This window comes from Klebsiella sp. WP4-W18-ESBL-05 (assembly GCF_014169075.1).
In the GTDB taxonomy this organism is placed as follows: Bacteria; Pseudomonadota; Gammaproteobacteria; order Enterobacterales; family Enterobacteriaceae; genus Kluyvera; species Kluyvera ascorbata_B.
This window is the reverse complement of sequence record NZ_AP022057.1, coordinates 1,525,433-1,548,209: the sequence shown is the minus strand read 5'-3', so window position 1 is coordinate 1,548,209 and position 22,777 is coordinate 1,525,433. Positions and strand designations below refer to the sequence as shown.

Annotated in this window: 22 protein-coding genes and 1 riboswitch; of the genes, 9 read left to right on the top strand and 13 right to left on the bottom strand. The window is 57.3% G+C overall.

Features of this window, described 5'->3' with window-relative positions; genetic code table 11:
- Window positions 1-58: 58 nt before the first annotated feature.
- A complete protein-coding gene (rhlE, locus tag H7R58_RS07475; RefSeq protein ID WP_106924574.1) occupies window positions 59-1,441 on the bottom strand; it encodes an ATP-dependent RNA helicase RhlE in 1,383 nt (460 codons plus the stop codon).
- A 229-nt stretch (window positions 1,442-1,670) separates the two neighbouring features.
- Here rhlE and cecR point away from each other — a divergent pair, with 229 nt between their 5' ends.
- The 5 genes from cecR to H7R58_RS07450 all read left to right on the top strand — a co-directional run bounded on the left by cecR (window position 1,671) and on the right by H7R58_RS07450 (window position 7,391).
- Window positions 1,671-2,345, top strand: a complete 675-nt coding sequence (gene cecR, locus H7R58_RS07470) for a transcriptional regulator CecR (RefSeq protein ID WP_182929250.1) — start codon at window positions 1,671-1,673, stop codon at window positions 2,343-2,345.
- A complete protein-coding gene (gene hlyD / locus H7R58_RS07465) occupies window positions 2,345-3,340 on the top strand; it encodes a secretion protein HlyD (RefSeq protein ID WP_106924576.1) in 996 nt (331 codons plus the stop codon). The genes cecR and hlyD overlap by 1 nt, the downstream gene beginning before the upstream one ends.
- Complete coding sequence (locus H7R58_RS07460; RefSeq protein ID WP_106924577.1) at window positions 3,333-5,072, top strand: ATP-binding cassette domain-containing protein; 1,740 nt, start codon at window positions 3,333-3,335, stop codon at window positions 5,070-5,072. The genes hlyD and H7R58_RS07460 overlap by 8 nt, the downstream gene beginning before the upstream one ends.
- Entirely contained in the window at window positions 5,062-6,195 is a 1,134-nt protein-coding gene (locus tag H7R58_RS07455; RefSeq protein ID WP_106924578.1) for an ABC transporter permease, read from the top strand. Before H7R58_RS07460 ends, H7R58_RS07455 begins: the two co-directional genes overlap by 11 nt.
- A gap of 89 nt (window positions 6,196-6,284) precedes the next feature.
- Window positions 6,285-7,391 (top strand): ABC transporter permease, encoded by a 1,107-nt coding sequence (locus tag H7R58_RS07450; RefSeq protein ID WP_182929251.1) that lies wholly within the window; start codon window positions 6,285-6,287, stop codon window positions 7,389-7,391.
- Here H7R58_RS07450 and H7R58_RS07445 read toward each other — a convergent pair.
- The 7 genes from H7R58_RS07445 to moaA all read right to left on the bottom strand — a co-directional run bounded on the left by H7R58_RS07445 (window position 7,353) and on the right by moaA (window position 11,418).
- Window positions 7,353-7,763: a YbhQ family protein gene (locus tag H7R58_RS07445; RefSeq protein ID WP_106924580.1), complete on the bottom strand. Its 411-nt coding sequence runs from the start codon at window positions 7,761-7,763 to the stop codon at window positions 7,353-7,355. The two genes, H7R58_RS07450 and H7R58_RS07445, sit on opposite strands and share 39 nt — an antisense overlap.
- A 203-nt stretch (window positions 7,764-7,966) precedes the next feature.
- A complete protein-coding gene (locus H7R58_RS07440) occupies window positions 7,967-8,671 on the bottom strand; it encodes a Bax inhibitor-1/YccA family protein (protein WP_182929252.1) in 705 nt (234 codons plus the stop codon).
- Window positions 8,672-8,712: 41 nt separating this feature from the next.
- Window positions 8,713-9,165 (bottom strand): molybdopterin synthase catalytic subunit MoaE, encoded by a 453-nt coding sequence (gene moaE, locus H7R58_RS07435; protein WP_106924582.1) that lies wholly within the window; start codon window positions 9,163-9,165, stop codon window positions 8,713-8,715.
- Window position 9,166: 1 nt separating this feature from the next.
- The gene (gene moaD / locus H7R58_RS07430; RefSeq protein ID WP_106924583.1) at window positions 9,167-9,412 is read right to left on the bottom strand and encodes a molybdopterin synthase sulfur carrier subunit; all 246 of its coding nucleotides are present in this window, start codon (window positions 9,410-9,412) and stop codon (window positions 9,167-9,169) included.
- The gene (gene moaC, locus H7R58_RS07425) at window positions 9,405-9,890 is read right to left on the bottom strand and encodes a cyclic pyranopterin monophosphate synthase MoaC (RefSeq protein ID WP_182929253.1); all 486 of its coding nucleotides are present in this window, start codon (window positions 9,888-9,890) and stop codon (window positions 9,405-9,407) included. Before moaC ends, moaD begins: the two co-directional genes overlap by 8 nt.
- A gap of 3 nt (window positions 9,891-9,893) precedes the next feature.
- Window positions 9,894-10,406: a molybdenum cofactor biosynthesis protein B gene (moaB, locus tag H7R58_RS07420; protein ID WP_065355567.1), complete on the bottom strand. Its 513-nt coding sequence runs from the start codon at window positions 10,404-10,406 to the stop codon at window positions 9,894-9,896.
- A 22-nt stretch (window positions 10,407-10,428) separates the two neighbouring features.
- Entirely contained in the window at window positions 10,429-11,418 is a 990-nt protein-coding gene (gene moaA / locus H7R58_RS07415) for a GTP 3',8-cyclase MoaA (RefSeq protein ID WP_106924585.1), read from the bottom strand.
- Window positions 11,406-11,544, bottom strand: a riboswitch (molybdenum cofactor riboswitch). (Overlaps the previous gene by 13 nt.)
- Window positions 11,545-11,774: 230 nt before the next feature.
- Here moaA and yvcK point away from each other — a divergent pair.
- Genes yvcK through pmrB form a run of 4 tightly spaced genes read left to right on the top strand, consistent with a single transcriptional unit; the run spans window position 11,775 to window position 16,153 of the window.
- Window positions 11,775-12,698, top strand: a complete 924-nt coding sequence (gene yvcK / locus H7R58_RS07410) for a uridine diphosphate-N-acetylglucosamine-binding protein YvcK (protein WP_182929254.1) — start codon at window positions 11,775-11,777, stop codon at window positions 12,696-12,698.
- A 58-nt stretch (window positions 12,699-12,756) separates the two neighbouring features.
- Window positions 12,757-14,388, top strand: coding sequence for a phosphoethanolamine transferase EptA (gene eptA / locus H7R58_RS07405; protein WP_106924588.1), 1,632 nt, complete (start codon window positions 12,757-12,759; stop codon window positions 14,386-14,388).
- A gap of 10 nt (window positions 14,389-14,398) precedes the next feature.
- Complete coding sequence (pmrA, locus tag H7R58_RS07400; RefSeq protein ID WP_182929255.1) at window positions 14,399-15,070, top strand: two-component system response regulator PmrA; 672 nt, start codon at window positions 14,399-14,401, stop codon at window positions 15,068-15,070.
- Window positions 15,071-15,073: 3 nt separating this feature from the next.
- On the top strand, window positions 15,074-16,153 hold the full coding sequence (gene pmrB, locus H7R58_RS07395) for a two-component system sensor histidine kinase PmrB (protein WP_106924590.1): 1,080 nt from the start codon (window positions 15,074-15,076) through the stop codon (window positions 16,151-16,153).
- A 307-nt stretch (window positions 16,154-16,460) separates the two neighbouring features.
- Here the strand turns inward: pmrB and uvrB are convergent, their stop codons facing one another.
- The 5 genes from uvrB to bioB form a co-directional block, all read right to left on the bottom strand.
- Window positions 16,461-18,485: an excinuclease ABC subunit UvrB gene (gene uvrB / locus H7R58_RS07390; RefSeq protein WP_106924591.1), complete on the bottom strand. Its 2,025-nt coding sequence runs from the start codon at window positions 18,483-18,485 to the stop codon at window positions 16,461-16,463.
- 638 nt (window positions 18,486-19,123) lie between these two features.
- Window positions 19,124-19,801 carry a dethiobiotin synthase gene (gene bioD / locus H7R58_RS07385; protein ID WP_106924592.1) on the bottom strand — a complete coding sequence of 226 codons (678 nt, stop codon included), beginning with the start codon at window positions 19,799-19,801 and terminating at the stop codon, window positions 19,124-19,126.
- A complete protein-coding gene (gene bioC / locus H7R58_RS07380; RefSeq protein WP_182929256.1) occupies window positions 19,794-20,549 on the bottom strand; it encodes a malonyl-ACP O-methyltransferase BioC in 756 nt (251 codons plus the stop codon). The genes bioD and bioC overlap by 8 nt, the downstream gene beginning before the upstream one ends.
- Window positions 20,533-21,690 (bottom strand): 8-amino-7-oxononanoate synthase, encoded by a 1,158-nt coding sequence (bioF, locus tag H7R58_RS07375; RefSeq protein ID WP_182929257.1) that lies wholly within the window; start codon window positions 21,688-21,690, stop codon window positions 20,533-20,535. The genes bioC and bioF overlap by 17 nt, the downstream gene beginning before the upstream one ends.
- Window positions 21,687-22,727 (bottom strand): biotin synthase BioB, encoded by a 1,041-nt coding sequence (gene bioB, locus H7R58_RS07370; RefSeq protein ID WP_182929258.1) that lies wholly within the window; start codon window positions 22,725-22,727, stop codon window positions 21,687-21,689. The genes bioF and bioB overlap by 4 nt, the downstream gene beginning before the upstream one ends.
- Between the last annotated feature and the right edge of the window lie 50 nt (window positions 22,728-22,777).

The window sequence follows — 22,777 nt, the reverse complement described above, 5'->3', positions numbered from 1 at the left end:
GGCACTTTCTGTACGCCGCCGCAAAAAAGAAAGCCCGGCTTTCGGCCGGGCTCGCAGTTTACTGCGCTGCTGCAGGTTTACGCGGGCGGCGAGGTGGACGCGGCTTATCGCCTGCTGGTTTACCCTCCGCGCTGCGCGGTTTGGCTTTCGGCGCGCCGCCGTCGTTACGACGCGGCTGCTGTTGGCTACGCCCTGCGCCCTGCCCCTGACCACCCTGGCCGCGACCACGGCCGCCGCCGTTACCGTTGCCATTGCCGCCACGCTGCTGGCGACCGTTCTGAATCGGCTCCGCTTTGATAGACGGATCCGGCTCGTAGCCCGGCAGCGCAATGCGCGGAATTTCTTTCTTCAGCAGACGTTCGATGTCGCGCAGCAGTTTGTGCTCATCAACGCACACCAGCGACAGCGCTTCACCGGTCGCGGCCGCGCGGCCGGTACGGCCGATACGGTGCACGTAATCTTCCGGCACGTTCGGCAGCTCGTAGTTCACGACGTGCGGCAGCTCTTCAATATCCAGGCCACGCGCGGCGATATCGGTCGCCACCAGCACGCGGATATCGCCGGATTTAAAATCGGCCAGCGCGCGCGTACGCGCACCCTGCGATTTGTTACCGTGAATCGCCGCGCTGCGGATACCGTCTTTATTCAGCTGTTCCGCCAGGTGGTTTGCGCCGTGCTTGGTACGAGTAAATACCAGCACCTGCTGCCAGTTGCCTTCGCCGATCATCTGCGACAGCAGCTCGCGCTTACGTTTTTTATCAACCATGTGAACGTGCTGCGTTACCTGCTCAGAAGCCGTGTTACGACGCGCCACTTCAATCTCGAGCGGGTTGGTCAGCAGTTTTTCTGCCAGGGCTTTAATGTCGTCGGAGAAGGTAGCGGAGAACAGCAGGTTCTGGCGCTTCGCCGGCAGCTTGGTCAACACACGACGGATGTCGTGGATGAAGCCCATGTCGAGCATACGGTCAGCTTCGTCCAGCACCAGGATTTCTATCTGATCGAGCTTCACGGCGTTCTGATGTTCGAGATCCAACAGACGCCCCGGCGTAGCCACCAGCACGTCAACGCCGCCGCGCAGCTTCATCATCTGCGGGTTGATGCTGACGCCGCCGAACACGACCAGCGAACGGATGTTCAGGTAACGGCTGTATTCACGCACGTTTTCACCAATCTGCGCCGCCAGCTCACGGGTTGGCGTGAGGATCAGCGCGCGCACCGGGCGACGGCCCTTGACGTGCGGCTCACGGGAAACCAGCAACTGCAGCAGCGGCAGGGTAAAGCCTGCGGTTTTACCGGTGCCGGTTTGGGCGCTGGCCATCAGGTCGCGGCCCTGCAGTACCGCAGGAATCGCCTGCTGCTGGATGGGGGTGGGTTCGCGGTAACCTTGCTCAGCAACGGCACGCAGAATGTCGGGGTTCAGCCCGAGAGAATCAAAAGACATAAGTACTCCACACCCACCCCGACCGCATGCGGTGTAGTTTTCGAGGGGAGAGAAAAACAGGGGAATGACAAAAACCACAATGTCATGAAGGGGCGGAGTGTAGCAGTTTTTGTGATGCACCGCATAAATTATCCCCTTCACGCGGTAAAACAAGATTATTCACCACGCTGGACAAGATGGAAAACCCGGCATAATCTTAATCAATCGTTTGATTAATTCTGGTGGCATCATGAATCCCACTCCGATTACCAGCAAAGGCGAACAGGCGAAAAGCCAGCTGATTGCCGCCGGACTTGCCCAGTTTGGCGAGTACGGCCTGCATGCGACCACCCGCGATATCGCCGCGCTGGCCGGGCAGAATATTGCCGCCATCACCTATTATTTTGGCTCAAAAGAAGATTTATACCAGGCCTGCGCCCAATGGATTGCTGATTTTATCGGCGAAAACTTCCGGGCTCACGCCGAAGCCGCTGAACAGCTATTCGCCCAACCGCAGCCGGACCGAGAAGCCATACGCGCGCTGATCCTCCACGCCTGCCGCAACATGATTTTACTGCTGACTCAGGATGACACGCTGAACCTGAGCAAATTTATCTCACGCGAGCAGCTGTCGCCGACCGCCGCCTACCAGCGGATTCACGATCAGGTGATTGCCCCGCTGCATGCGCATCTGACCCGACTGATTGCCGCCTATACCGGCTGCGATGCCAGCAGCACGCAAATGATCCTCCACACCCACGCCCTGCTGGGGGAAGTGCTGGCGTTTCGCCTGGGGCGGGAAACGATTCTGATGCGCGCCGGCTGGACACAATTTGACGCCGACAAAGCCGAGCAAATTTTCGCGGTCGTTACCTGTCATATCGATTTCATTCTGCAAGGATTAACGCAAAGGAGCCTGAAGTGATGAAAAAACCGGTGGTCCTTATTCTGGCCATAGCGCTCATCGTCGCGCTGATTGGCGGTGGGACGTGGTGGTATCAGAGTCGGCAGAATAACGGCCTGACCCTGTATGGCAACGTCGATATTCGTACCGTCAACATGAGCTTCCGCGTTGGCGGGCGTCTGCAATCGCTGACGGTCGACGAGGGCGATGCGATTAAGCAGGGCCAGACGCTTGGCCAACTGGATAAAGCGCCGTATGAAAACGCGCTGCAGCAGGCGAAGGCGAACGTCGCTACCGCCGAAGCGCAATACGATCTGATGATGGCCGGCTACCGGGCAGAAGAAATAGCCCAAGCCGCCGCGGCGGTAAAACAGGCGCAGGCTGCCTACGATTATGCGCAAAGCTTCCTCCAGCGTCAGCAGGGGCTGTGGAACAGCCGTCTGTTGTCGGCTAACGATCTGGCCAACGCGCGTTCTTCCCGTGACCAGGCGCTGGCGTCGCTGAAATCGGCACAGGACAAGCTCAGCCAATACCGAGCGGGTAACCGGCCGCAGGAGATCGCTCAGGCAAAAGCCAACCTCGAACAGGCCCAAGCCCAGCTGGCGCAGGCAACGCTCGATTTACATGACACGACGCTCACCGCACCGTCCGACGGTACCCTGCTCACCCGCGCGGTTGAGCCAGGCAGTATGCTCAGCGCGGGCAGCACCGTGCTGACGCTGTCGCTGACCCGCCCGGTGTGGGTGCGCGCCTATGTTGACGAGAAGAACCTCAATCAGGCCCAGCCGGGGCGCGAAATTTTGCTCTATACCGACGGCCGCCCGGACAAACCGTACCACGGTAAAATCGGTTTTGTTTCCCCGACCGCCGAGTTTACGCCCAAAACGGTAGAGACCCCGGACCTGCGTACCGATCTGGTTTACCGCCTGCGCATTATCGTCACCGACGCCGACGACAGCCTGCGCCAGGGGATGCCGGTCACGCTGCGCTTTAGCGATGAGTCGCGCCATGAGTGATAGCCAGATTCAGCTGCGCGGGCTGGTCAAACGGTTTGCCGGCATGGATAAGCCAGCGGTCGCCCGGCTGGACTGCACGATCAACGCCGGCTACGTGACCGGTCTGGTCGGGCCGGACGGCGCGGGAAAAACCACGCTGATGCGCATGCTCGCCGGGCTGCTGAAGCCGGATGAGGGCAGCGCGACGGTGCTGGGGCTGGACCCGATTGCCAACGATAGCGCCCTGCACGCGGTGCTCGGCTATATGCCGCAAAAATTCGGCCTGTATGAAGATTTAACGGTCATGGAGAACCTTAACCTCTATGCCGACCTGCGAAGCGTGACCGGCGAAACGCGGGAAAAGACCTTCGCGCGGCTGCTGGAGTTCACCGCGCTGGGGCCTTTTACCGAACGCCTGGCGGGTAAACTCTCCGGAGGGATGAAACAAAAGCTGGGACTGGCCTGTACGTTAGTCGGCGAGCCAAAGGTGCTGCTGCTGGATGAACCCGGCGTTGGCGTCGACCCCATTTCGCGCCGCGAGCTGTGGGAAATGGTGCACGAGCTGGCGGGTGATGGAATGCTGATCCTCTGGAGCACCTCTTATCTTGATGAAGCCGAGCAGTGTCAGGACGTGCTGCTGATGAACGAAGGCGAACTCCTGTATCAGGGCGAACCAACTGCCCTCACCCGTACCATGGCCGGACGCAGCTTTTTAATGCACAGCCCGCAGGAAAATAACCGCAGGCTGCTGCAGCGCGCGTTGAAGCAAAGCGCGGTCAGCGACGGGATGATTCAGGGGCGTTCGGTGCGCGTGATCCTCAAAAAATCGGCCAGTGCCGATGATTTGCGCCGGGCACCCGGCATGCCAACGCTGGAAATAGAAGAGACCACGCCGCGCTTTGAAGATGCATTTATCGATCTGCTCGGCGGCGCGGGGACCTCAGAATCGCCGCTGGGAGCCATTCTGCATACCGTTGACGGTTCGCCGGACGAAACGGTCATCGAAGCCAAACAGCTGACCAAAAAATTCGGCGACTTTGCCGCAACGGACCACGTCAATTTTGCGGTCAAGCGCGGGGAAATCTTCGGCCTGCTGGGTCCGAACGGCGCGGGGAAATCCACCACCTTCAAAATGATGTGCGGTCTGCTGGTGCCAACCTCCGGCAACGCGCTGGTGCTGAATATGGATTTGAAGGTCAGCTCGGGTAAGGCGCGCCAGCATCTGGGTTATATGGCGCAGAAGTTTTCGCTGTACGGCAACCTCACGGTCGAACAAAACCTCCGTTTCTTCTCCGGCGTGTACGGCCTGCGCGGCCGCGCGCAGAATGACAAAATCGACAGCATGAGCAACGCCTTTGGCCTCAAAGCGATCGCTCGCCACACCACCGACTCACTGCCGTTAGGCTTTAAGCAACGCCTGGCGCTGGCCTGCTCGCTGATGCACGAGCCGGACATTCTGTTTCTCGATGAGCCAACCTCAGGGGTTGACCCCCTCACCCGTCGTGAGTTCTGGCTGCACATCAACAGCATGGTGGAAAAAGGGGTGACGGTGATGGTCACCACCCACTTTATGGATGAGGCCGAGTACTGTGACCGCATTGGCCTGGTGTATCGCGGTAAGCTTATCGCCAGTGGCACGCCGGACGATTTAAAAGCTCAGGCCGCCGACGCGCAGCAGCCGGACCCGACCATGGAGCAGGCCTTTATTACGCTTATCAACGACTGGGATAAGGAGCACGCCAATGAGCGCTAGAGGGCTATCGTGGCGGCGCGTGCGCGCGCTGTGCGTCAAAGAGACGCGGCAGATCGTCCGCGATCCCAGCAGTTGGCTGATTGCCGTGGTGATCCCGCTGCTGCTGCTGTTTATTTTCGGTTACGGCATCAACCTCGATTCCAGCAAGCTGCGCGTCGGCGTACTGCTTGAACAACAGAGCAAAGAAGCGCTCGACTTCACCCACACCTTAACCGGTTCGCCCTATATTGATGCCACCGTGAGCGATAATCGTCATCAGTTGATTGAGATGATGCAGGCCGGACGCATCCGCGGCCTGATCGTGGTTCCGGTTGATTTTGATAAGCACATGGCGCGCGCGGGTGACAACGCCCCCATTCAGGTGATCACCGACGGCAGCGAGCCCAATACGGCTAACTTTGTGCAGGGATACGTCGAAGGCATCTGGCAAATCTGGCAGAAACAGCGCGCCGAAGACCGCGGCCAGGAATTTGAACCGCTCATCGATGTACAAACCCGCTACTGGTTTAACCCGGCGGCCATCAGCCAGCACTTTATTATCCCCGGCGCCATTACCATCATTATGACGGTGATCGGCGCAATTCTGACCTCGCTGGTGATTGCCCGCGAGTGGGAACGCGGCACCATGGAGGCGCTGCTTTCAACCGAAGTCACCCGCGTCGAGCTGCTGCTGTGCAAGCTCATTCCTTACTATTTCCTCGGTATGCTGGCCATGCTGCTGTGCATGCTGGTGTCGGTGTTTATTCTCGGCGTGCCGTATCGCGGTTCGCTGGTGGTGTTGTTTTTTATCACCAGCCTGTTTTTACTCAGCACCCTCGGCATGGGCCTGCTGATCTCGACGATTACCCGCAATCAGTTTAACGCCGCGCAGGTGGCGCTGAACGCGGCGTTTCTGCCGTCGATTATGCTGTCCGGATTTATTTTCCAGATAGACAGTATGCCGGCCGCGATCCGCGTGGTGACCTATATCATCCCGGCGCGTTATTTCGTCAGCACGCTGCAAAGCCTGTTCCTGGCGGGAAATATTCCGGTCGTGCTGATTATCAATACGCTGTTTTTAATCGCTTCGGCGGTGATGTTTATTGGCCTGACGTGGATGAAAACCAAACGTCGGTTGGATTAACTCTGGCGCGTTTTTTGCCCGGTGACGCTGCGCTTACCGGGCCTTATAGGTCGGGTAAGCGCAGCGCCACCCGACATGAGGACGGTACTATGTTTTATCGTTTATGGACGCTTATCCGCAAAGAGCTACAGTCGCTGCTGCGCGAACCGCAGACCCGCGCCATATTGATTATGCCGGTGCTGATTCAGGTGCTGCTGTTCCCCTTTGCCGCCACGCTGGAGGTCACTAACGCCACCATCGCCATCTATAACGAAGACAACGGTCAACACGCTATCGAGCTGACCCAACGCTTTGCGCGCGCGAAAGCCTTTACCCACGTGCTGGTGCTAAAAAGCCCGCAGGACATTCAGCCGACCCTCGACACCCAAAAGGCCCTGCTGCTGGTACGCTTCCCGGCCGACTTCTCGCGTAACCTCGACACCTTCCAGACCGCGCCAATGCAGCTGCTGCTCGACGGACGCAACTCTAACAGCGCGCAGATTGCCGCTAACTACCTCCAGCAGATTGTGAAGAACTACCAGCAGGAGCTCATGGAAGGCAAGGCCAAGCCCAATAACAGCGAGCTGGTGGTGCGTAACTGGTACAACCCGAACCTCGACTACAAGTGGTTTGTGGTACCGTCGCTGATCGCCATGATCACTACCATCGGTGTGATGATCGTCACTTCACTGTCGGTCGCCCGCGAACGCGAACAGGGCACGCTGGATCAGCTACTGGTTTCGCCGCTGGCCACCTGGCAAATTTTCGTCGGCAAGGCGGTGCCTGCGCTGATCGTCGCCACCTTCCAGGCCACTATCGTGCTGGCCGTCGGTATCTGGGCCTATCAGATTCCCTTCGCCGGTTCGCTGGCGCTGTTCTACTTCACGATGGTGATTTATGGGCTGTCGTTGGTCGGGTTTGGGCTGCTAATCTCTGCGCTGTGCTCGACCCAGCAGCAGGCGTTTATCGGCGTGTTCGTCTTTATGATGCCGGCGATTCTGCTGTCGGGCTATGTATCACCGGTCGAAAACATGCCGGTATGGCTCCAGCATTTGACGTGGATTAACCCGATTCGGCATTTTACCGATATTACCAAGCAGATTTATTTGAAGGATGCGAGTCTGTCGATTGTCTGGGGGAGCCTGTGGCCGCTACTGTTTATAGCGGCCACGACGGGATCAGTGGCGTACGCGATGTTTCGCCGCAAGATCGCCTGAGGCTTTTTCTTTCACCAGCAGCGAGAACACCGCGGGCCCGGCAAGGATAGCCAGCCCGGCCACCGCCAGCAGGTAGTTATTTTGCAGCACGCGCGACAGCAGCCAGACGACAATAACTGCGGCGCCAAAATACCAGGTCGTGGTCAATTCTTCGAGCACATCGGCGACGTCGCGCCAGCGCTGCTCAGGGTGACGCTGTAAGGCCAGCATCAGTAAAACGGTGACGGCATACACAACGCAGAGGCCCAAACCCACGCGCACCAGCGCGCCGCTCATCCAGCCCATCACCAGCACGGCGATGACCAGCAAATGCAACATAATCTGCCAGCAACTTAGCCCCGTTGCGACACGAACTCGTTGTTGCCACTTCATGGCTTCTCTCCTGAAGAATTTTATTTGCTTATTCAGAGTACCCGAGTCTACGGAAAATTCCGTAAATGTGCCTCTTTTTGTGACATCCGTGTCACTATTTCGCTCAGGAAGAGAGCAGTTTGTGCATTTTTCAGGCTACCCATCCAGGTTGTAAGCAAAAAAAATCCCGGAACTCGTCCGGGATTGTGCTTTTCTCTTTGCGCTTAGCGGCGGTTGCCGAAAATCCGCAGCAGCATCAGGAACAGGTTGATAAAGTCGAGATACAGCGTCAGTGCACCAAGAATCGCGTATTTACGCAGATTTGAGGTGTCGCGCACGTCAATCTGCTCGCCGATGTTTTTCAGCTTCTGGGTGTCATAGGCGGTCAGCCCGACGAAGATAATCACCCCGATATAGGTAATCGCCCACATCAGCGCGTCGCTTTTCAGCCAGAAGTTAATCAACGAAGCCAGCACGATACCAATCAGCCCCATAAACAGCATGCTGCCGAGCCCGCTCAGGTCACGCTTGGTGGTGTAACCATACAGGCTCATGATGCCGAACATCCCGCCCGTCACCACGAAGGTGCTGGCAATAGAAGAATAGGTATAAACGATAAAAATGCTGGATAACGTCAGCCCGGTCAACGCCGAATAGAGCATAAACAGCGTCGTCGCCATGCCCGCACTCAGACGCTGCACCATACCGGAGAGCACAAACACCAGCGCCAGCTGGGCGATAATCAGGCCGAAAAAGGTGATTTTGCTGGAGAAGACAAACATCATCACCGCAGGGGTATTCGCCGCGTACCACGCAATAAACGCGGTTAACAGCAACCCACAGGTCATCCAGCCGTAGACCTGTGCCATGTAAGTTTGCAGGCCGCTACGGGCCTGGACGATAGAATCGGACCGAGGGAATCGTTCCATGACAGTCTCCTGAATCAATAGGTATCAACAGTAAGTGTACTCTACCAGCGCTCGGCTGCCTGTTTATCGCTGTCGCGCGCTTCCACCCAGCGATCGCCTTCCGGCGTCGCTTCACGCTTCCAGAAAGGCGCGCGGGTCTTGAGATAGTCCATGATAAATTCACCGGCGTCAAAGGCGCTGCTACGATGCGCGCTGGTCACACCGACAAACACAATTTCGTCACCGGGCCACATCTCACCAATGCGGTGAATCACGGTCACACGCCCCAACGGCCAGCGTTCACGCGCCGCCTCTACGATTTCGGCGAGCGCTTTCTCGGTCATGCCCGGATAATGTTCGAGCGTCAGCGCCTTCACGCTGTCACCGAGGTTGTGGTTACGAACCTTGCCGGTAAACGTCACTACCGCGCCGTCTTCATCGCGCTCGGCAAGCCAGGGATACTCCTCCCCGACGCTAAATGGTTCATGCCCAACGCAAATACGCGTTTCGCTCATTTTAACCTCCTGTTACCGGCGGGAAAAACGCCACTTCATCGCCATCGGTCACCGGATGGTCGAAGCTGACCAGCGTCTGGTTGACCGCCGCGAGGAGTTTGCCCTCCTCCAGGGCCAACGACCAGCGCCCTTCCTGCGCAGCCAGGTGCTGACGTATGGCTTCAACGGTGGCGAATTCCGGCGCTAATGCCAGCGAGTCGGTCCCCACCAGCTCACGCACCTGCGCAAAAAAAAGCACATTAATCATGATGTTCCGCCTTAAAATCACCTGATTTACCGCCGCTTTTCGCCAGCAGACGAACCGGGCCGATAACCATATCTTTTTGCACCGCTTTACACATATCGTAAATGGTCAATGCGGCCACCGAGGCGGCGGTCAGCGCTTCCATCTCCACGCCGGTTTTGCCGGTCAGTCGGCATAAAGACTCGATGCGCACGCGGTTATGCTCCGGCTGAGCCTGGAGATTCACCTCCACTTTACTGAGCATCAGCGGGTGGCACAGCGGAATGAGATCCCAGGTGCGCTTGGCGGCCTGAATACCGGCGATACGCGCGGTTGCGAAGACATCCCCCTTATGGTGGCTGCCATCGATGATCATCGCCAGCGTTTCCGGCAGCATGGTAACGAACGCTTCCGCGCGCGCTTCACGAACGGTTTCCGCCTTGGCGGATACATCCACCATATGGGCTTCGCCCGCCGCGTTGATATGGGTCAGTTGCGACATCGTTTATTTCTTCAGATGAGGGTGAAAATTACACGGACGCGTACGGGCATCCAGCTGCGGCGCGATGATGTTATCCCACGCGGTGCGGCAGGCTTTGGTGGAACCCGGCATCGCAAAAATCAGCGTCCGGTTGGCCATGCCGGCCACGGCGCGAGACTGAAGCGTGGCCGTGCCGATTTCTTCAAACGAGAGCATGCGGAACACTTCGCCGAAGCCTTCAATTTCGCGATCGAACAGCGGCAGCAGTGCTTCCGGCGCCTGATCGCCGTCGGTCAGGCCGGTACCGCCGGTGATGAGAACCACCTGTACATCATCGCGAGCAATCCAGGCGGAAACCTGAGCGCGGATCTGGTAGCGGTTTTCTTTAACAATCGCCTTGTCGACGATTTGATGCCCCGCCTCGTGCGCGGCGTCACGCAGGAAATGGCCGGAGGTGTCATCCTCTTCGCCACGACGGTTGGAAACGGTAAGAATAGCAATGCGGGTCGGGATAAATTCAGCGCTCACCTGACTCATTTGATAGCTCCTTGATAACGAATTATCCACCAATATAGGACAAATTCTGGGTAATCCCGGTATTGCCCTCATGCAGGAAGTGGGTCTGTTTTTTGTGCGTTAAGGCTTCGGCAATGCGCGCTTCCAGCGCCTGCTGCTGGGCGTCTTCGGCCAGCAGCTCGCGCAGATCAACGCCGCCGTCGCCAAACAGGCACAGATGCAGCTTCCCAACGGACGAGACGCGCAGGCGGTTACAGCTGGCGCAGAAGTCTTTTTCATACGGCATGATTAAGCCGATTTCCCCTTCGTAGTCGGGGTGGCAAAAGACCTGTGCCGGGCCGTCGCTGCGCTGACGGATTTGATGGATCCAGCCGCGTCTGAGCAGCGCGTCGCGCAGCACCATGCCGGAAATATGGTGTTTGCGGAACAGCTCGCTGCCCTCGCCGGTTTCCATCAGTTCAATAAAGCGGAGTTGAATACGGCGCGGTTTGATCCACGCCAGAAAGGTGTCGAGCTGGTGATGGTTAACATCGCGCATCAGCACGGTATTGACCTTCACTTTATCAAAGCCTGCGGTAAAGGCGGCGTCGATGCCGTCCATCACCTGGCGGAACTTATCCTGCCCGGTTATCGCGTGGAACTGGCGCGCGTCAAGGCTGTCGACGCTGACGTTCAGCGCCGTCAGTCCTGCCTCACGCCAGGCGGCAACGTCTCGCGCCATACGGTAACCGTTGGTGGTGACCGCGATCTGGCGAATGGCGGCGTTCTCTTTGACTGCGGCAATCACATCGGTAAAGTCGCGACGCAGCGACGGTTCGCCGCCGGTCAGCCGCACTTTCTCGGTCCCCAGAGCCGCAAAGGCGCGCGTCACACGGCGAATTTCGTCAAGCGACAGAAACCCTTTATTGGTGACCCCATTAGGCTGGTAGCCGTTAGGCAGACAGTAGGTGCAGCGAAAATTGCATACGTCGGTAATCGACAGGCGCAGATAGAAAAACCTGCGCGCAAACGCATCAGTGAGTTGTGAAGCCATAGACACCTTTCCAAATACGGGAGGCGAGATCATTTCTTCCTTCGCCCTGGCGACAGGAGAACCTGCCGCGGCCAAAACGCCCTATCTTTTGACTTAGGCGCAGAGGCTAGAGTGTGTTGTTCAGTCGGTAATACTGAACCATGTTATGCCGAATAGTAGCGCGAGAATAACGGTTTCGCCATTTTCGCTTTCGCTATATAAACATGTACATAACGAGACGATCGTGCACTTTCCCTACAGAATACGTAAAAATCATGTTTTTGCATTGATATACGTCATTTTGACCGGTACGGGGCATCGTCTTTTAGAGGTAGTTAGGCTAATGTAAGCCCATTTTCAGGACATAAGGAAGCTGTATGCGCAATCGCACTTTTGCCGATCTCTACCGCGTTGTCGCGCTCGGCGGCGGGCACGGCCTTGGACGCGTGATGTCATCCCTGTCATCGTTGGGTTCTCGCCTCACCGGCATCGTCACCACGACCGACAACGGCGGTTCTACAGGGCGTATTCGCCGTTCGGAAGGCGGTATCGCCTGGGGCGACATGCGTAACTGTCTCAATCAATTAATCACCGAACCCAGCGTCGCATCGACCATGTTTGAGTATCGTTTTGGCGGTAATGGCGAACTTTCCGGGCATAACCTCGGAAATCTTATGTTAAAGGCGCTGGATCACCTGAGCGTAAGGCCTTTAGAGGCGATTAATTTAATCAGAAACCTGCTGAAAGTAGAGGCATCCTTGATCCCGATGTCGGAGCAGCCGGTCGATTTAATGGCAATCGACAGCGAGGGCCACGAAATCTACGGCGAGGTTAATATTGACCAGCTCACACTGCCTCCACAGGAGCTGCTGCTGACGCCGTCGGTTAGCGCCACTCGCGAAGCGGTACAGGCCATTGCCGAAGCCGATCTGATCCTCATCGGCCCGGGCAGTTTCTACACAAGCCTGCTGCCGATTCTGCTGCTGCCGGACATTGCTCAGGCGCTGCGTCGCACGCCTGCCCCAATGGTTTACATCGAAAACCTGGGCCGTGAGCACAGCCCTGCCGGTCATCTGAGTCTGGGAGACCGGCTGAGCCTGCTGGAGCATTACATTGGTAAATCGGTTATTGATGCCGTGGTAGTGAGTCCGAAAGCGGACATCAGCGGTACGGCAGATAAAGTAGTGATTCAGCAGGCGCTGGAAGCGAGCGACATTCCGTATCGTCACGATCGCGCCCTGTTACGCGCCGCGCTGGAAGAGGCGCTTCAGGCTTTAGGCGGCGATTCCTTAAAATCTTAAGGTTGTCTTAAAATAGGTCGGGCAGCATAGCGAGCATCAATCTTATTAGGTTACTGCTATGCTTCGCCTGTTACGTCAACGCCCTACGATTAGCCGTTTGGCCTACATTGTTTTATTCGCGCTCTACATTGCCCTGGCGCTCAACGTCGTATTTTATCGCCAGGCGTTTACCCTGCTGCCAGTTGATAGCCTGCATAACGCGCTGGTCTTTCTGACCATGCCGATCGTCGCCTTTGCGGTGATGGCGATTTGTCTGGCGCTCGCGTCCATCGTTCGTCTTGAGAAAGTGCTCGTGACGCTGTTTATTCTGCTCGGCGCCAGCGCACAATATTTCATGATGAATTTCGGTATTATTGTTGACCGCTCGATGGTCACCAATATTTTTGATACCACCCCCGCCGAGAGCTATGCCCTGCTTTCCGGCCAGATGATTATCGTACTGGGGATCACCGCACTGCTGTTTATTGCGCTGGCCTGGTGGGTAAAAATTAAGCCCGCCACAACGCTGTGGCGCGGTGCGCTAACGCGCGCGGGCACAATTATTGTCTCTACCCTATTAATTCTGCTGGTTGCAGGCCTGTTCTATAAAGATTACGCATCGCTGTTCCGTAATAATAAAGAACTGGTGAAATCACTGAACCCGTCAAACAGTATTGTTGCGCTTAACTCCTGGTATTATCACCACAAAATGGCCAATCTTCCGCTGGTTAAAATTGGCGAAGATGCGCAGCAAAAAGCGTTGATGAAAAATGGCCCGCGTAAGAATTTAACCATTATCGTACTGGGCGAAACGTCACGCGCCGCCAATTTCTCGCTGGGCGGCTACGACCGCGATACCAACCCGCGGTTAGCACAAGATAATGTGGTTTACTTCCCTAACACGACCTCTTGCGGTACCGCTACCGCGGTGTCCGTTCCCTGTATGTTCTCGAATATGCCGCGAGCACGCTACGACGAAGCGCTGGCCTATCACCAGGAAGGGCTGTTGGATATCCTCCAGCGCGCGGGGATTCAGGTGCAGTGGAACGACAACGACGGCGGCTGTAAAGGCGCCTGTGACCGCGTGCCGCATCAGGACGTGACGGCGTTGAATCTGCCAGGCCAGTGCATTAACGGTGAATGCTACGACGAAGTGCTGTTCCACGATCTGGAAAAAACCATCGATAGCCTACAGGGCGACGGCGTCATTGTGCTGCATACCATTGGTAGCCATGGCCCGACCTATTACAATCGCTACCCGCCGCAGTTCCGCCGCTTTACGCCAACCTGCGACACCAGCGAAATTCAATCCTGTTCCCAGGAGCAGCTGAAAAATACCTACGACAATACCATTCTGTATATCGATTATATTGTCGATAAGGCCATCAAGCTGCTGCAATCCAGACAGGATAAATTTACCACCAGCCTGGTTTATCTTTCCGACCACGGCGAATCGCTAGGGGAAAATGGCGTTTATCTGCACGGATTACCGTATTCTATTGCTCCGGAAACGCAAAAACATGTACCAATGTTATTATGGCTATCCAAGGATTATCAGCAGCGTTACGGTGTGAATTACGACTGCCTGCAGAAACAGGCCAAAGAGAATGACTACTCGCAGGATAATCTGTTTTCTACCGTGCTGGGGATGACCGGCGTAGAGACCAAAGAGTATCGCGCAGCGGATGATATATTAGCGACGTGCAAATAGAGGCGAACAGATGAAAATATTAGTCGTTGAAGATGACACCCTATTATTGCAGGGGCTGATTCTGGCCATGCAGAGTGAAGGGTATGCCTGTGACGGCGTCGCCACGGCGCAGCAGGCTGCGCTGAGTCTGGCCAACGGGCACTATAGCCTGATCGTGCTGGACCTCGGCCTGCCGGATGAAGACGGGCTGCATTTCCTCCACCGTATGCGGCAGGAGAAAATGACCACGCCGGTGCTGATTCTGACCGCCCGCGATACGCTGGAGGACCGCGTCAGCGGTCTTGATACCGGCGCCGACGACTATTTAATCAAGCCGTTCGCGTTGGAAGAACTGAACGCCCGTATCCGCGCGCTGCTGCGCCGCAACCTGAACCAGGGCGATAATGAAGTGACGGTGGAAAACCTGCGCCTCAACGTTACGCGCCGTCAGGTGTGGCTGGATGACGCGCTGCTGGAGCTCACGCCGAAAGAGTACGCCCTGCTTTCGCGTCTGATGCTGAAGGCCGGTAGCCCGGTGCATCGTGAAATTCTCTACAACGATATCTATAACTGGGACAACGAACCGGCCACCAACACGCTGGAAGTGCACATCCATAACCTGCGCGACAAGGTGGGAAAATCACGGATTCGTACCGTACGAGGCTTTGGCTATCAATTGGTGAATATCGGTAAGGCAGAATAACGCATGGCGCTTTTTTCCGTCCGTAAATGGCCGATGCGCCACCAGCTGCTGCTGGCAATTGGCCTGATTCTGGTCGTGTTCCAGCTCATCAGCGTGTTCTGGCTATGGCATGAAAGCAAAGAGCAGATTGAGCTGGAAGTGGCGATGCTGATGCACAACCACAATAACGTTAAACATATCCGTCATGAGGTTCGTGAAGCCATCGCCAGCCTGCTGGTTCCTAGCGTGGTGATTATCGGCCTGGCGCTGTATCTGTGTCTGCAGGCGGTAAAACGCATCACCCAGCCGCTCGCCGACCTGCAGCGGGAATTGGATGCGCGCACCCCGGGGAATTTGCAGCCCATTTTCCTGCAGCAGACCACCGTTGAGGTTGAAGCCGTTACCCATGCCATCAACCAACTGGTGGAAAACCTGACCCAGACGCTCGATCGCGAACGCCTGTTTACCGCCGATGTCGCCCACGAGTTGCGCACGCCGCTGGCGGGCCTGAAGCTGCATCTGGAGCTACTGGAGAAAACCCAGCACCTGAATCTGGCGCCGCTGCTACAGCGTCTGGACCAGATGACCGAAAGCGTTGCGCAACTTTTACTGCTGGCCCGCGTCGGACAATCGTTCTCAGCAGGCAGCTATCAGCAGGTTAATCTGCTGAGCGATGTGATTGAACCGCTGAAGGGAGAGCTGGAAACGATGCTCGCATCACGTGAGCAGACATTAGCCATCGCTGAGCCCGTACCGACGGTGACCGTGGCCGGTGACGCCACGCTGCTGCGGCTGCTGCTGCGTAATCTGATTGAGAATGCTCACCGCTATAGCCCGCCATCGTCAACCATCACGGTGTCGCTGGCGAGGGATTCAAAGCCGATGCTTATTGTGGAAGATGAGGGGCCGGGGATTGATGAGTCGAAGGTGGGTGAGCTTAGCCAGGCGTTTGTACGTATGGACAGCCGCTACGGCGGAATTGGGCTTGGGCTGAGCATCGTCACGCGCATTGCCCAACTCCATGAAGCCGCATTCTTCCTGCAAAACCGCGAGACCGGAACCGGTACGCGGGCATGGGTAGAGTTTCAGCTCACCAGGCGCTAAAGCGCGCTCAGAAGGTCAGCATCCAGTGGCTCAGGAAACCGGCAACGATGGCAACAGAGATGAGTAAGGTGAACAGCTGCTGGATATTCAGTTTTGACATGACACTACCCTCAATGATTTTGCAGATAGTATCAGCACAATTTATTAAGTGAACATTAAGGCTGGCTGCTGGCTCGTGATGGATGCCGCAATTCAGAAAAATAGTGCCTCATCTCTAGCCAGCAGGCCGGAGAAGGCTTTGCCCCCCTCCGCCACGCGGCCTGATAGCACAACGCTTATCAGGCCGACGCGATATTCATGCACCGACTCATGACGCTGCAATAAACAGCTCGCGCAGCTGGTGCAGGCGATCGCGGATGTCTGCCGCTTCCTCAAACTCAAGATTCTGTGCGTGTTTCAGCATCTGCGCTTCCAGCGTTTGAATCTGCTGCTGCAAGGCTTTCGGCGTCAGCGCCTGAACGTCCGGCTCAACGATTGGCGACGCGGAGCGCGACTTACCGCGGCCCTTCGCTTTGGTCTTCGCCAGCCCCTCGCCCATCGCCAGAATATCGACGACGTCTTTCACCAGCCCCTGCGGCACGATGCCATGCTCTTCGTTGTAGCGTTCCTGCTTCTCGCGACGACGTTCAGTTTCACCGATAGCTTTCGCCATGGACGGGGTAATTTTGTCACCGTAAAGAATCGCCTTACCGTTGATATTACGCGCGGCGCGGCCGATGGTCTGAATCAGTGAACGTTCAGAGCGCAGGAAACCTTCTTTATCGGCGTCGAGAATCGCCACCAGCGATACTTCCGGCATATCCAGCCCTTCACGCAGCAGGTTGATGCCGACCAGCACATCAAACTCGCCGAGGCGCAAATCGCGAATGATCTCCATGCGCTCGACGGTGTCGATATCCGAGTGCAGGTAGCGTACCCGCTCGCCGTGTTCTTCGAGATATTCGGTGAGGTCTTCCGCCATGCGCTTGGTCAAGGTGGTGACCAGCACGCGTTCGTTAATCACCGAACGCTTGCGAATTTCAGACAGCAGGTCGTCGACCTGTGTCGCCACCGGCCGCACTTCAATCAGCGGATCGAGCAGCCCGGTTGGGCGCACGACCTGGTCTATCACTTCGCCACCGGATTTCTCCAGCTCGTAGTTGCCCGGCGTTGCCGAAACGTAGATAGTTTGCGGCGCCAGCGCCTCAAACTCTTCAAACTTCAGCGGACGGTTATCCAGCGCCGACGGCAGACGGAAACCGTATTCGACCAGCGTCTCTTTACGCGCCCTGTCACCGCGATACATACCGCCGATTTGCGGGATGGTGACGTGTGATTCGTCAATCACCAGCAGGCCATCGGCAGGCAGATAGTCAAATAGCGTCGGCGGCGGCTCGCCCGGCCCGCGCCCGGACAGGAAGCGCGAGTAGTTTTCAATGCCCGAGCAGTAGCCAAGCTCGTTCATCATTTCCAGGTCAAACTGGGTGCGCTGGCTCAGGCGCTGCTCTTCGAGCAGCTTGTTGTTGGCCAGCAGCACCTTGCGGCGATCTGCCAGCTCGTCTTTGATCTCTTCCATCGCCTGCACGATACGTTCACGCGGCGTGACGTAGTGCGATTTAGGGTAGATGGTAAAGCGTTGAATCGTCGACTCGACGTGACCGGTCAGCGGGTCGAACAGCGAAAGACGTTCAACCTCTTCGTCAAACAGCTCTACGCGCAGCGCCAGATCGTCCGACTCGGCCGGGAAAATGTCGATGACTTCGCCGCGTACGCGGAAGGTTGCGCGCTGAAACGCCTGATCGTTGCGGGTGTACTGTAGCTCGGCCAGACGACGCAGAATAGAACGTTGGTCGATAATCATGCCCACGGTCAGGTGCAGCATCATTTTAAGATAAAGATCCGGGTCGCCCAGGCCATAAATCGCCGACACCGATGCCACGACGACCACGTCCCGGCGTTCAAGCAGCGCTTTGGTGGCGGATAAACGCATCTGCTCGATGTGTTCGTTCACCGAGGCGTCTTTTTCGATGAAGGTGTCCGAGCTTGGGACGTAGGCTTCAGGCTGATAGTAGTCGTAGTAAGAAACGAAATACTCTACCGCATTCTCCGGGAAGAAGGCCTTCATTTCACCATACAGCTGCGCAGCCAGCGTTTTGTTCGGCGCCAGCACCATCGTTGGGCGCTGTAAGTCGGCAATCACATTGGCGACGGTGAAGGTTTTCCCCGAGCCGGTCACCCCAAGCAGCGTCTGGTGGGCCAGGCCGTCCTCAAGCCCCTCTTTAAGGCGCGCGATGGCAGCCGGCTGATCGCCGGAAGGGCTGAATGCGGAATGTAACTTAAACGGTTTACTCATGGGCGACGCTACCTGATGACGAATGGGCCGGGCTGGGAATTAATTCTACTCGCCGCCCGCCGAATTGCCAATAAAAAATACTGGATATAAAAACAGTAATCACCTATTGTAGTTTGCACAATCGACGAAATGGCGGACGCACGCCGCGAAAATTTAACCCGTGACAAGATAAAACGCTGGCCAAATTGGGTTATCCCCAGAATTTTTTCTCTTTTAACATTTGTCAATATAGGTCATGAAAGTTTTATGGCAACCTAAGGCACTTTTTATTACGCCATTGCTTTATTTTAACTTATTGATTAACAACAAAAACACAGAAAAGCCGCGTTTCGCATCAATTCAGGCGCAGACCGCATGCTCTCTCGTTTACCGTGGGTTTTCTAACTCTAATACACAGGGTTATCCACAGGAATAGTGGATAACTGCCGCTAGCCCCTATCCCCCGCCACACGGCGATTTGCGCAACATCCTGTCAATGCTCGAGCAAAAAAATATTTTCTCGCCAATTTTGATATGTATCAGCGAAAAAGCGCGCTTGTTTTCCTTCGTTTCTGCGCCTTTTCCCTTACGTTTTCCACGGTTTAGCATTTACGAATGAAGATGACCACCGGCGCGAATCCCGCCCCCGACAGCAGGACTCACAGTGCGCTAAGGTCAAGATAGCCGCCCAGCGGCTGGGTATCGACCGCCTCACCCAGCCAGGGAATTTCCCCCAGCATCGGGGCTGGCAGCATTCGCTGAAGGGTGCTGAGATATTCGGCATGGCGACGTCCCGGCGGCGTGACGTCATTCGCTATCCAGCCCGCCAGCCGCAGCCCTGCCTGCTGTACCGCCTGCGCAGTCAGAACCGCGTGGTTAATGCAGCCGAGCTTCACCCCGACCACCAGAATCACCGGTAGCCGTTCATCTCGCACCCAGTCGGCGAGAGTCAAGGTCGGGGAAAGCGGCGTGAACCAGCCGCCAGCCCCTTCGACCAACACCCAGTCAGCCTGCGATTCCAACGCGCATAGCCCGGCAGACAGTACGCTGGCCTCGATCGGCCGCTGCTCATCGGCGCTAACGATATGCGGAGAGGTCGGCTCCGCAAAGGTATAGGGGTTGACCTGTTCATAGCGCAGCGGCACGACGCTATTACGCTGTAGCGCCAGCGCGTCGCTGTTGCGCAACCCTTCCTCAGTCATTTCGCTGCCGGAGGCAACCGGCTTATAGCCTGCCGTTCGACGCCCCAGCAAACGCGCAGCCTGCAATAGCGCGGTACTGGCCACGGTTTTGCCCACTTCCGTATCGGTTCCGGTTACATAAAAGCGTTCAGTCACGCGTAATCACTCCAGTAAAAAGGTGGTAAGTCAGCGGGCATTTTCCCGCCTGCGATGGCCAGGCCAGCTCGAGCTGCTGTAGCCTGCCGCGCGTTAACGGCTGACGGCTGCGCCCCTGGTGCAGGTGCGTCGCGCCAATCCCCTTCAGCGAACGCATGGCGCTCAGCGCATTGGGGAATGACAACGTGATGGTGGTTGCACGACTTCGGCTGCGGTACCCCGCCAGCGCCTCGGAGAGCGCCGATTCAGGCAAAAAACGGTTGGCGTGCGGATGGTTATCAATCGCCTGCCAGGCCTGGTTCAGCTCCGGCAGCGAGCCTGCGGTCAGCGTGGTGAACGCCAGCGTCCCGCCGGGGGCGAGCTGGCGATAAAGCCCGGCTAGCGCAGCGGGCAAATCGTTGCACCACTGAATGGCCAGGTTACTCCACACCAGCTCGAAGCCGTCGCCGGGCAATGGAATGGCCTCCATGTCGGCGAGCAGGTAGCAATCCGCGGCCTGCTGCTTGCGTGCCTGTTGGAGCATCTCTTCGCTGAGATCCAGCGCGGTAACGTGGCTGCCGCGTTCTCGCCAGTAGCGGCTGTAGCCGCCCGGCCCGCAGCCGACGTCCAGCACGCGAGGAAACGCCTGCGCTGGTAGCTGGGACAGCAGCTGCGTCGCGCTAAGACGCTGTAGTTCATCGTGTTGATGATACGACGTTGCCGCGCGACCAAACGCCGCCGCGACCGCCTGTTTATCCACGCTCGCCATGCAGCACCTCCAGCAGATGCATGATGTCCTGTGCGTCGTGCGCTGCGGTTAGGGTCAGGCGCAAACGGGCGGTGCCAGCCGGAACGGTCGGCGGGCGAATCGCGGTGACCCAGCATCCCCGCTCGCGCAGACGCTCGGCCAACCGCAGGGTTTGCCCGTTATCGCCGACGATAAGCGGCTGAATAGCGCTCGCTGAGTCGGTTAACGTATAAGCGAGGCCGCGGGCGCCGAGGCGAAAGTCAGCCACGTGCTGCGCCAGCGTTTCCCGACGCTGCTGACCATCGTCACTCTGAATCACCGCCAGCGCCATTTGTAGCGCCTGCGCCTGAGCGGGCGGCATGGCGGTGCTGTAAATCAAATGGCGAGCAAACTGCACAAAATAATCGGCCACCGCATGGCTGCAGAGCACGGCGGCGCCGCTCAGGCCAAAAGCTTTGCCGAAGGTAACGATCAGCAGTTCAGGGTGAACGCCCTGCTGATGGCAACTGCCGCGCCCGCGCTCACCGGTCGTGCCAATACCGTGCGCATCATCGACCATTAACCAGGCATCAGCAGTGCGCGCGGCGGCGGCGATTTTGGCCAACGGCGCACTGTCGCCGTCCATACTGAAAACACCTTCCGTCACAACCAACTGCTGGCCGCTGACAGAAGCGGCCAGCAGCGAAGCCAGATGATGGCTATCGTTGTGCTGAAAACGGCGCAGCTGAGCCGGGCTCTGGCTGGCAGCCTCCAGCAGCGAAGCGTGGCTTAACCGGTCTGCGACTATCCGATCTTCACGCCCGGCCAGCGCGGCAATGACCGCCTGGTTGGCGGCAAAGCCTGAGATAAACAGCAGCGCGCGGTCGTAGCCCAGCCAGTCAGCGAGCTGCTCTTCCAGCCGCTGATGCGCCAGATGATAGCCGGTGACGTGACCGGACCCGCCGCTGCCGACGCCGTAGCGTTCAGCCCCGTCCTGCCAGGCGCGAATCACCTGCGGATGCTGGCTGAGGCCAAGATAATCATTGCTGGAAAAGTTGCAGTAGCGACGCCCGGCGTGCAGCAGCCAGCGCCCCGCCCCCTGTTCCAGCGGCTGACGCTGGCGAAAAGCCTGCGCGTCGCGTCGCTCAGTGACGGCCTGTTCTATTCGCTGCTGCCAGCTCATACCGCCGCCGCGTTGTAATAATCGTCGGTATCCGGCGTCATCAACGCCTGTTCCAGACGCTGCTGCTGTTCATTATCACCGGCCGTCACCGTGGTTTGCTGCGGATTAATGCCCAGCTTACTGAACAGCTGTAAATCTTTGTCTTCTTCCGGGTTCGGCGTAGTCAGCAGCTTGCAGCCGTAGAAAATAGAGTTGGCTCCGGCCATAAAGCACATGGCCTGCGTCTGCTCGTTCATCTGCTCGCGGCCAGCGGATAGACGCACATGCGAGGTTGGCATCATGATGCGAGCAACGGCAATGGTGCGAATAAAATCAAACGCATCGACGTCTTCGTTATCGGCCAGCGGCGTCCCCTTCACCTTCACCAGCATGTTGATGGGTACGCTTTCCGGCGGCGTCGGCAGGTTCGCCAGCTGCAGCAGCAGGCCCGCGCGATCGGTAACAGTTTCTCCCAGCCCGACAATCCCACCAGAACACACTTTGATCCCGGCATCGCGGACTTTATCCAGCGTATCCAGGCGTTCCTGGTAGGTACGGGTGGTGATGATGTTGCCGTAAAACTCCGGCGAGGTATCGAGGTTGTGGTTGTAATAATCCAGCCCGGCCGAAGCCAGACGCTGCGCCTGACCGTCGGAGAGCGTCCCCAGCGTCATACAGGCTTCCAGTCCCATCGCTTTCACGCCCTGTACCATCTGCTCGAGGTAAGGCATATCGCGCTCGTGCGGGTTCTTCCACGCCGCGCCCATACAAAAACGGGTTGAGCCCGCCATCTTGGCTTTACGCGCTGACTCCAGCACCTGCTCCACTTCCATCAGACGTTCGCTTTCCAGGCCCGTTTTGTAGCGCGAACTCTGCGGGCAATATTTACAGTCTTCCGGGCAAGCGCCGGTTTTAATCGACAGCAGCGTGCTGACCTGCACCTGGCGGGGATCAAAATGCTGACGGTGAACCTGCTGAGCTTCAAACAGTAAATCCAGCAGCGGTTTTTCAAAAAGAGCGGTGACCTGCGACATTGTCCAGCGTAAAGGGTGAGCCATTGGCTTCTCCGGGGTTTTGTTAATTTTCGGTTCGGTTTATACTCGTAAAC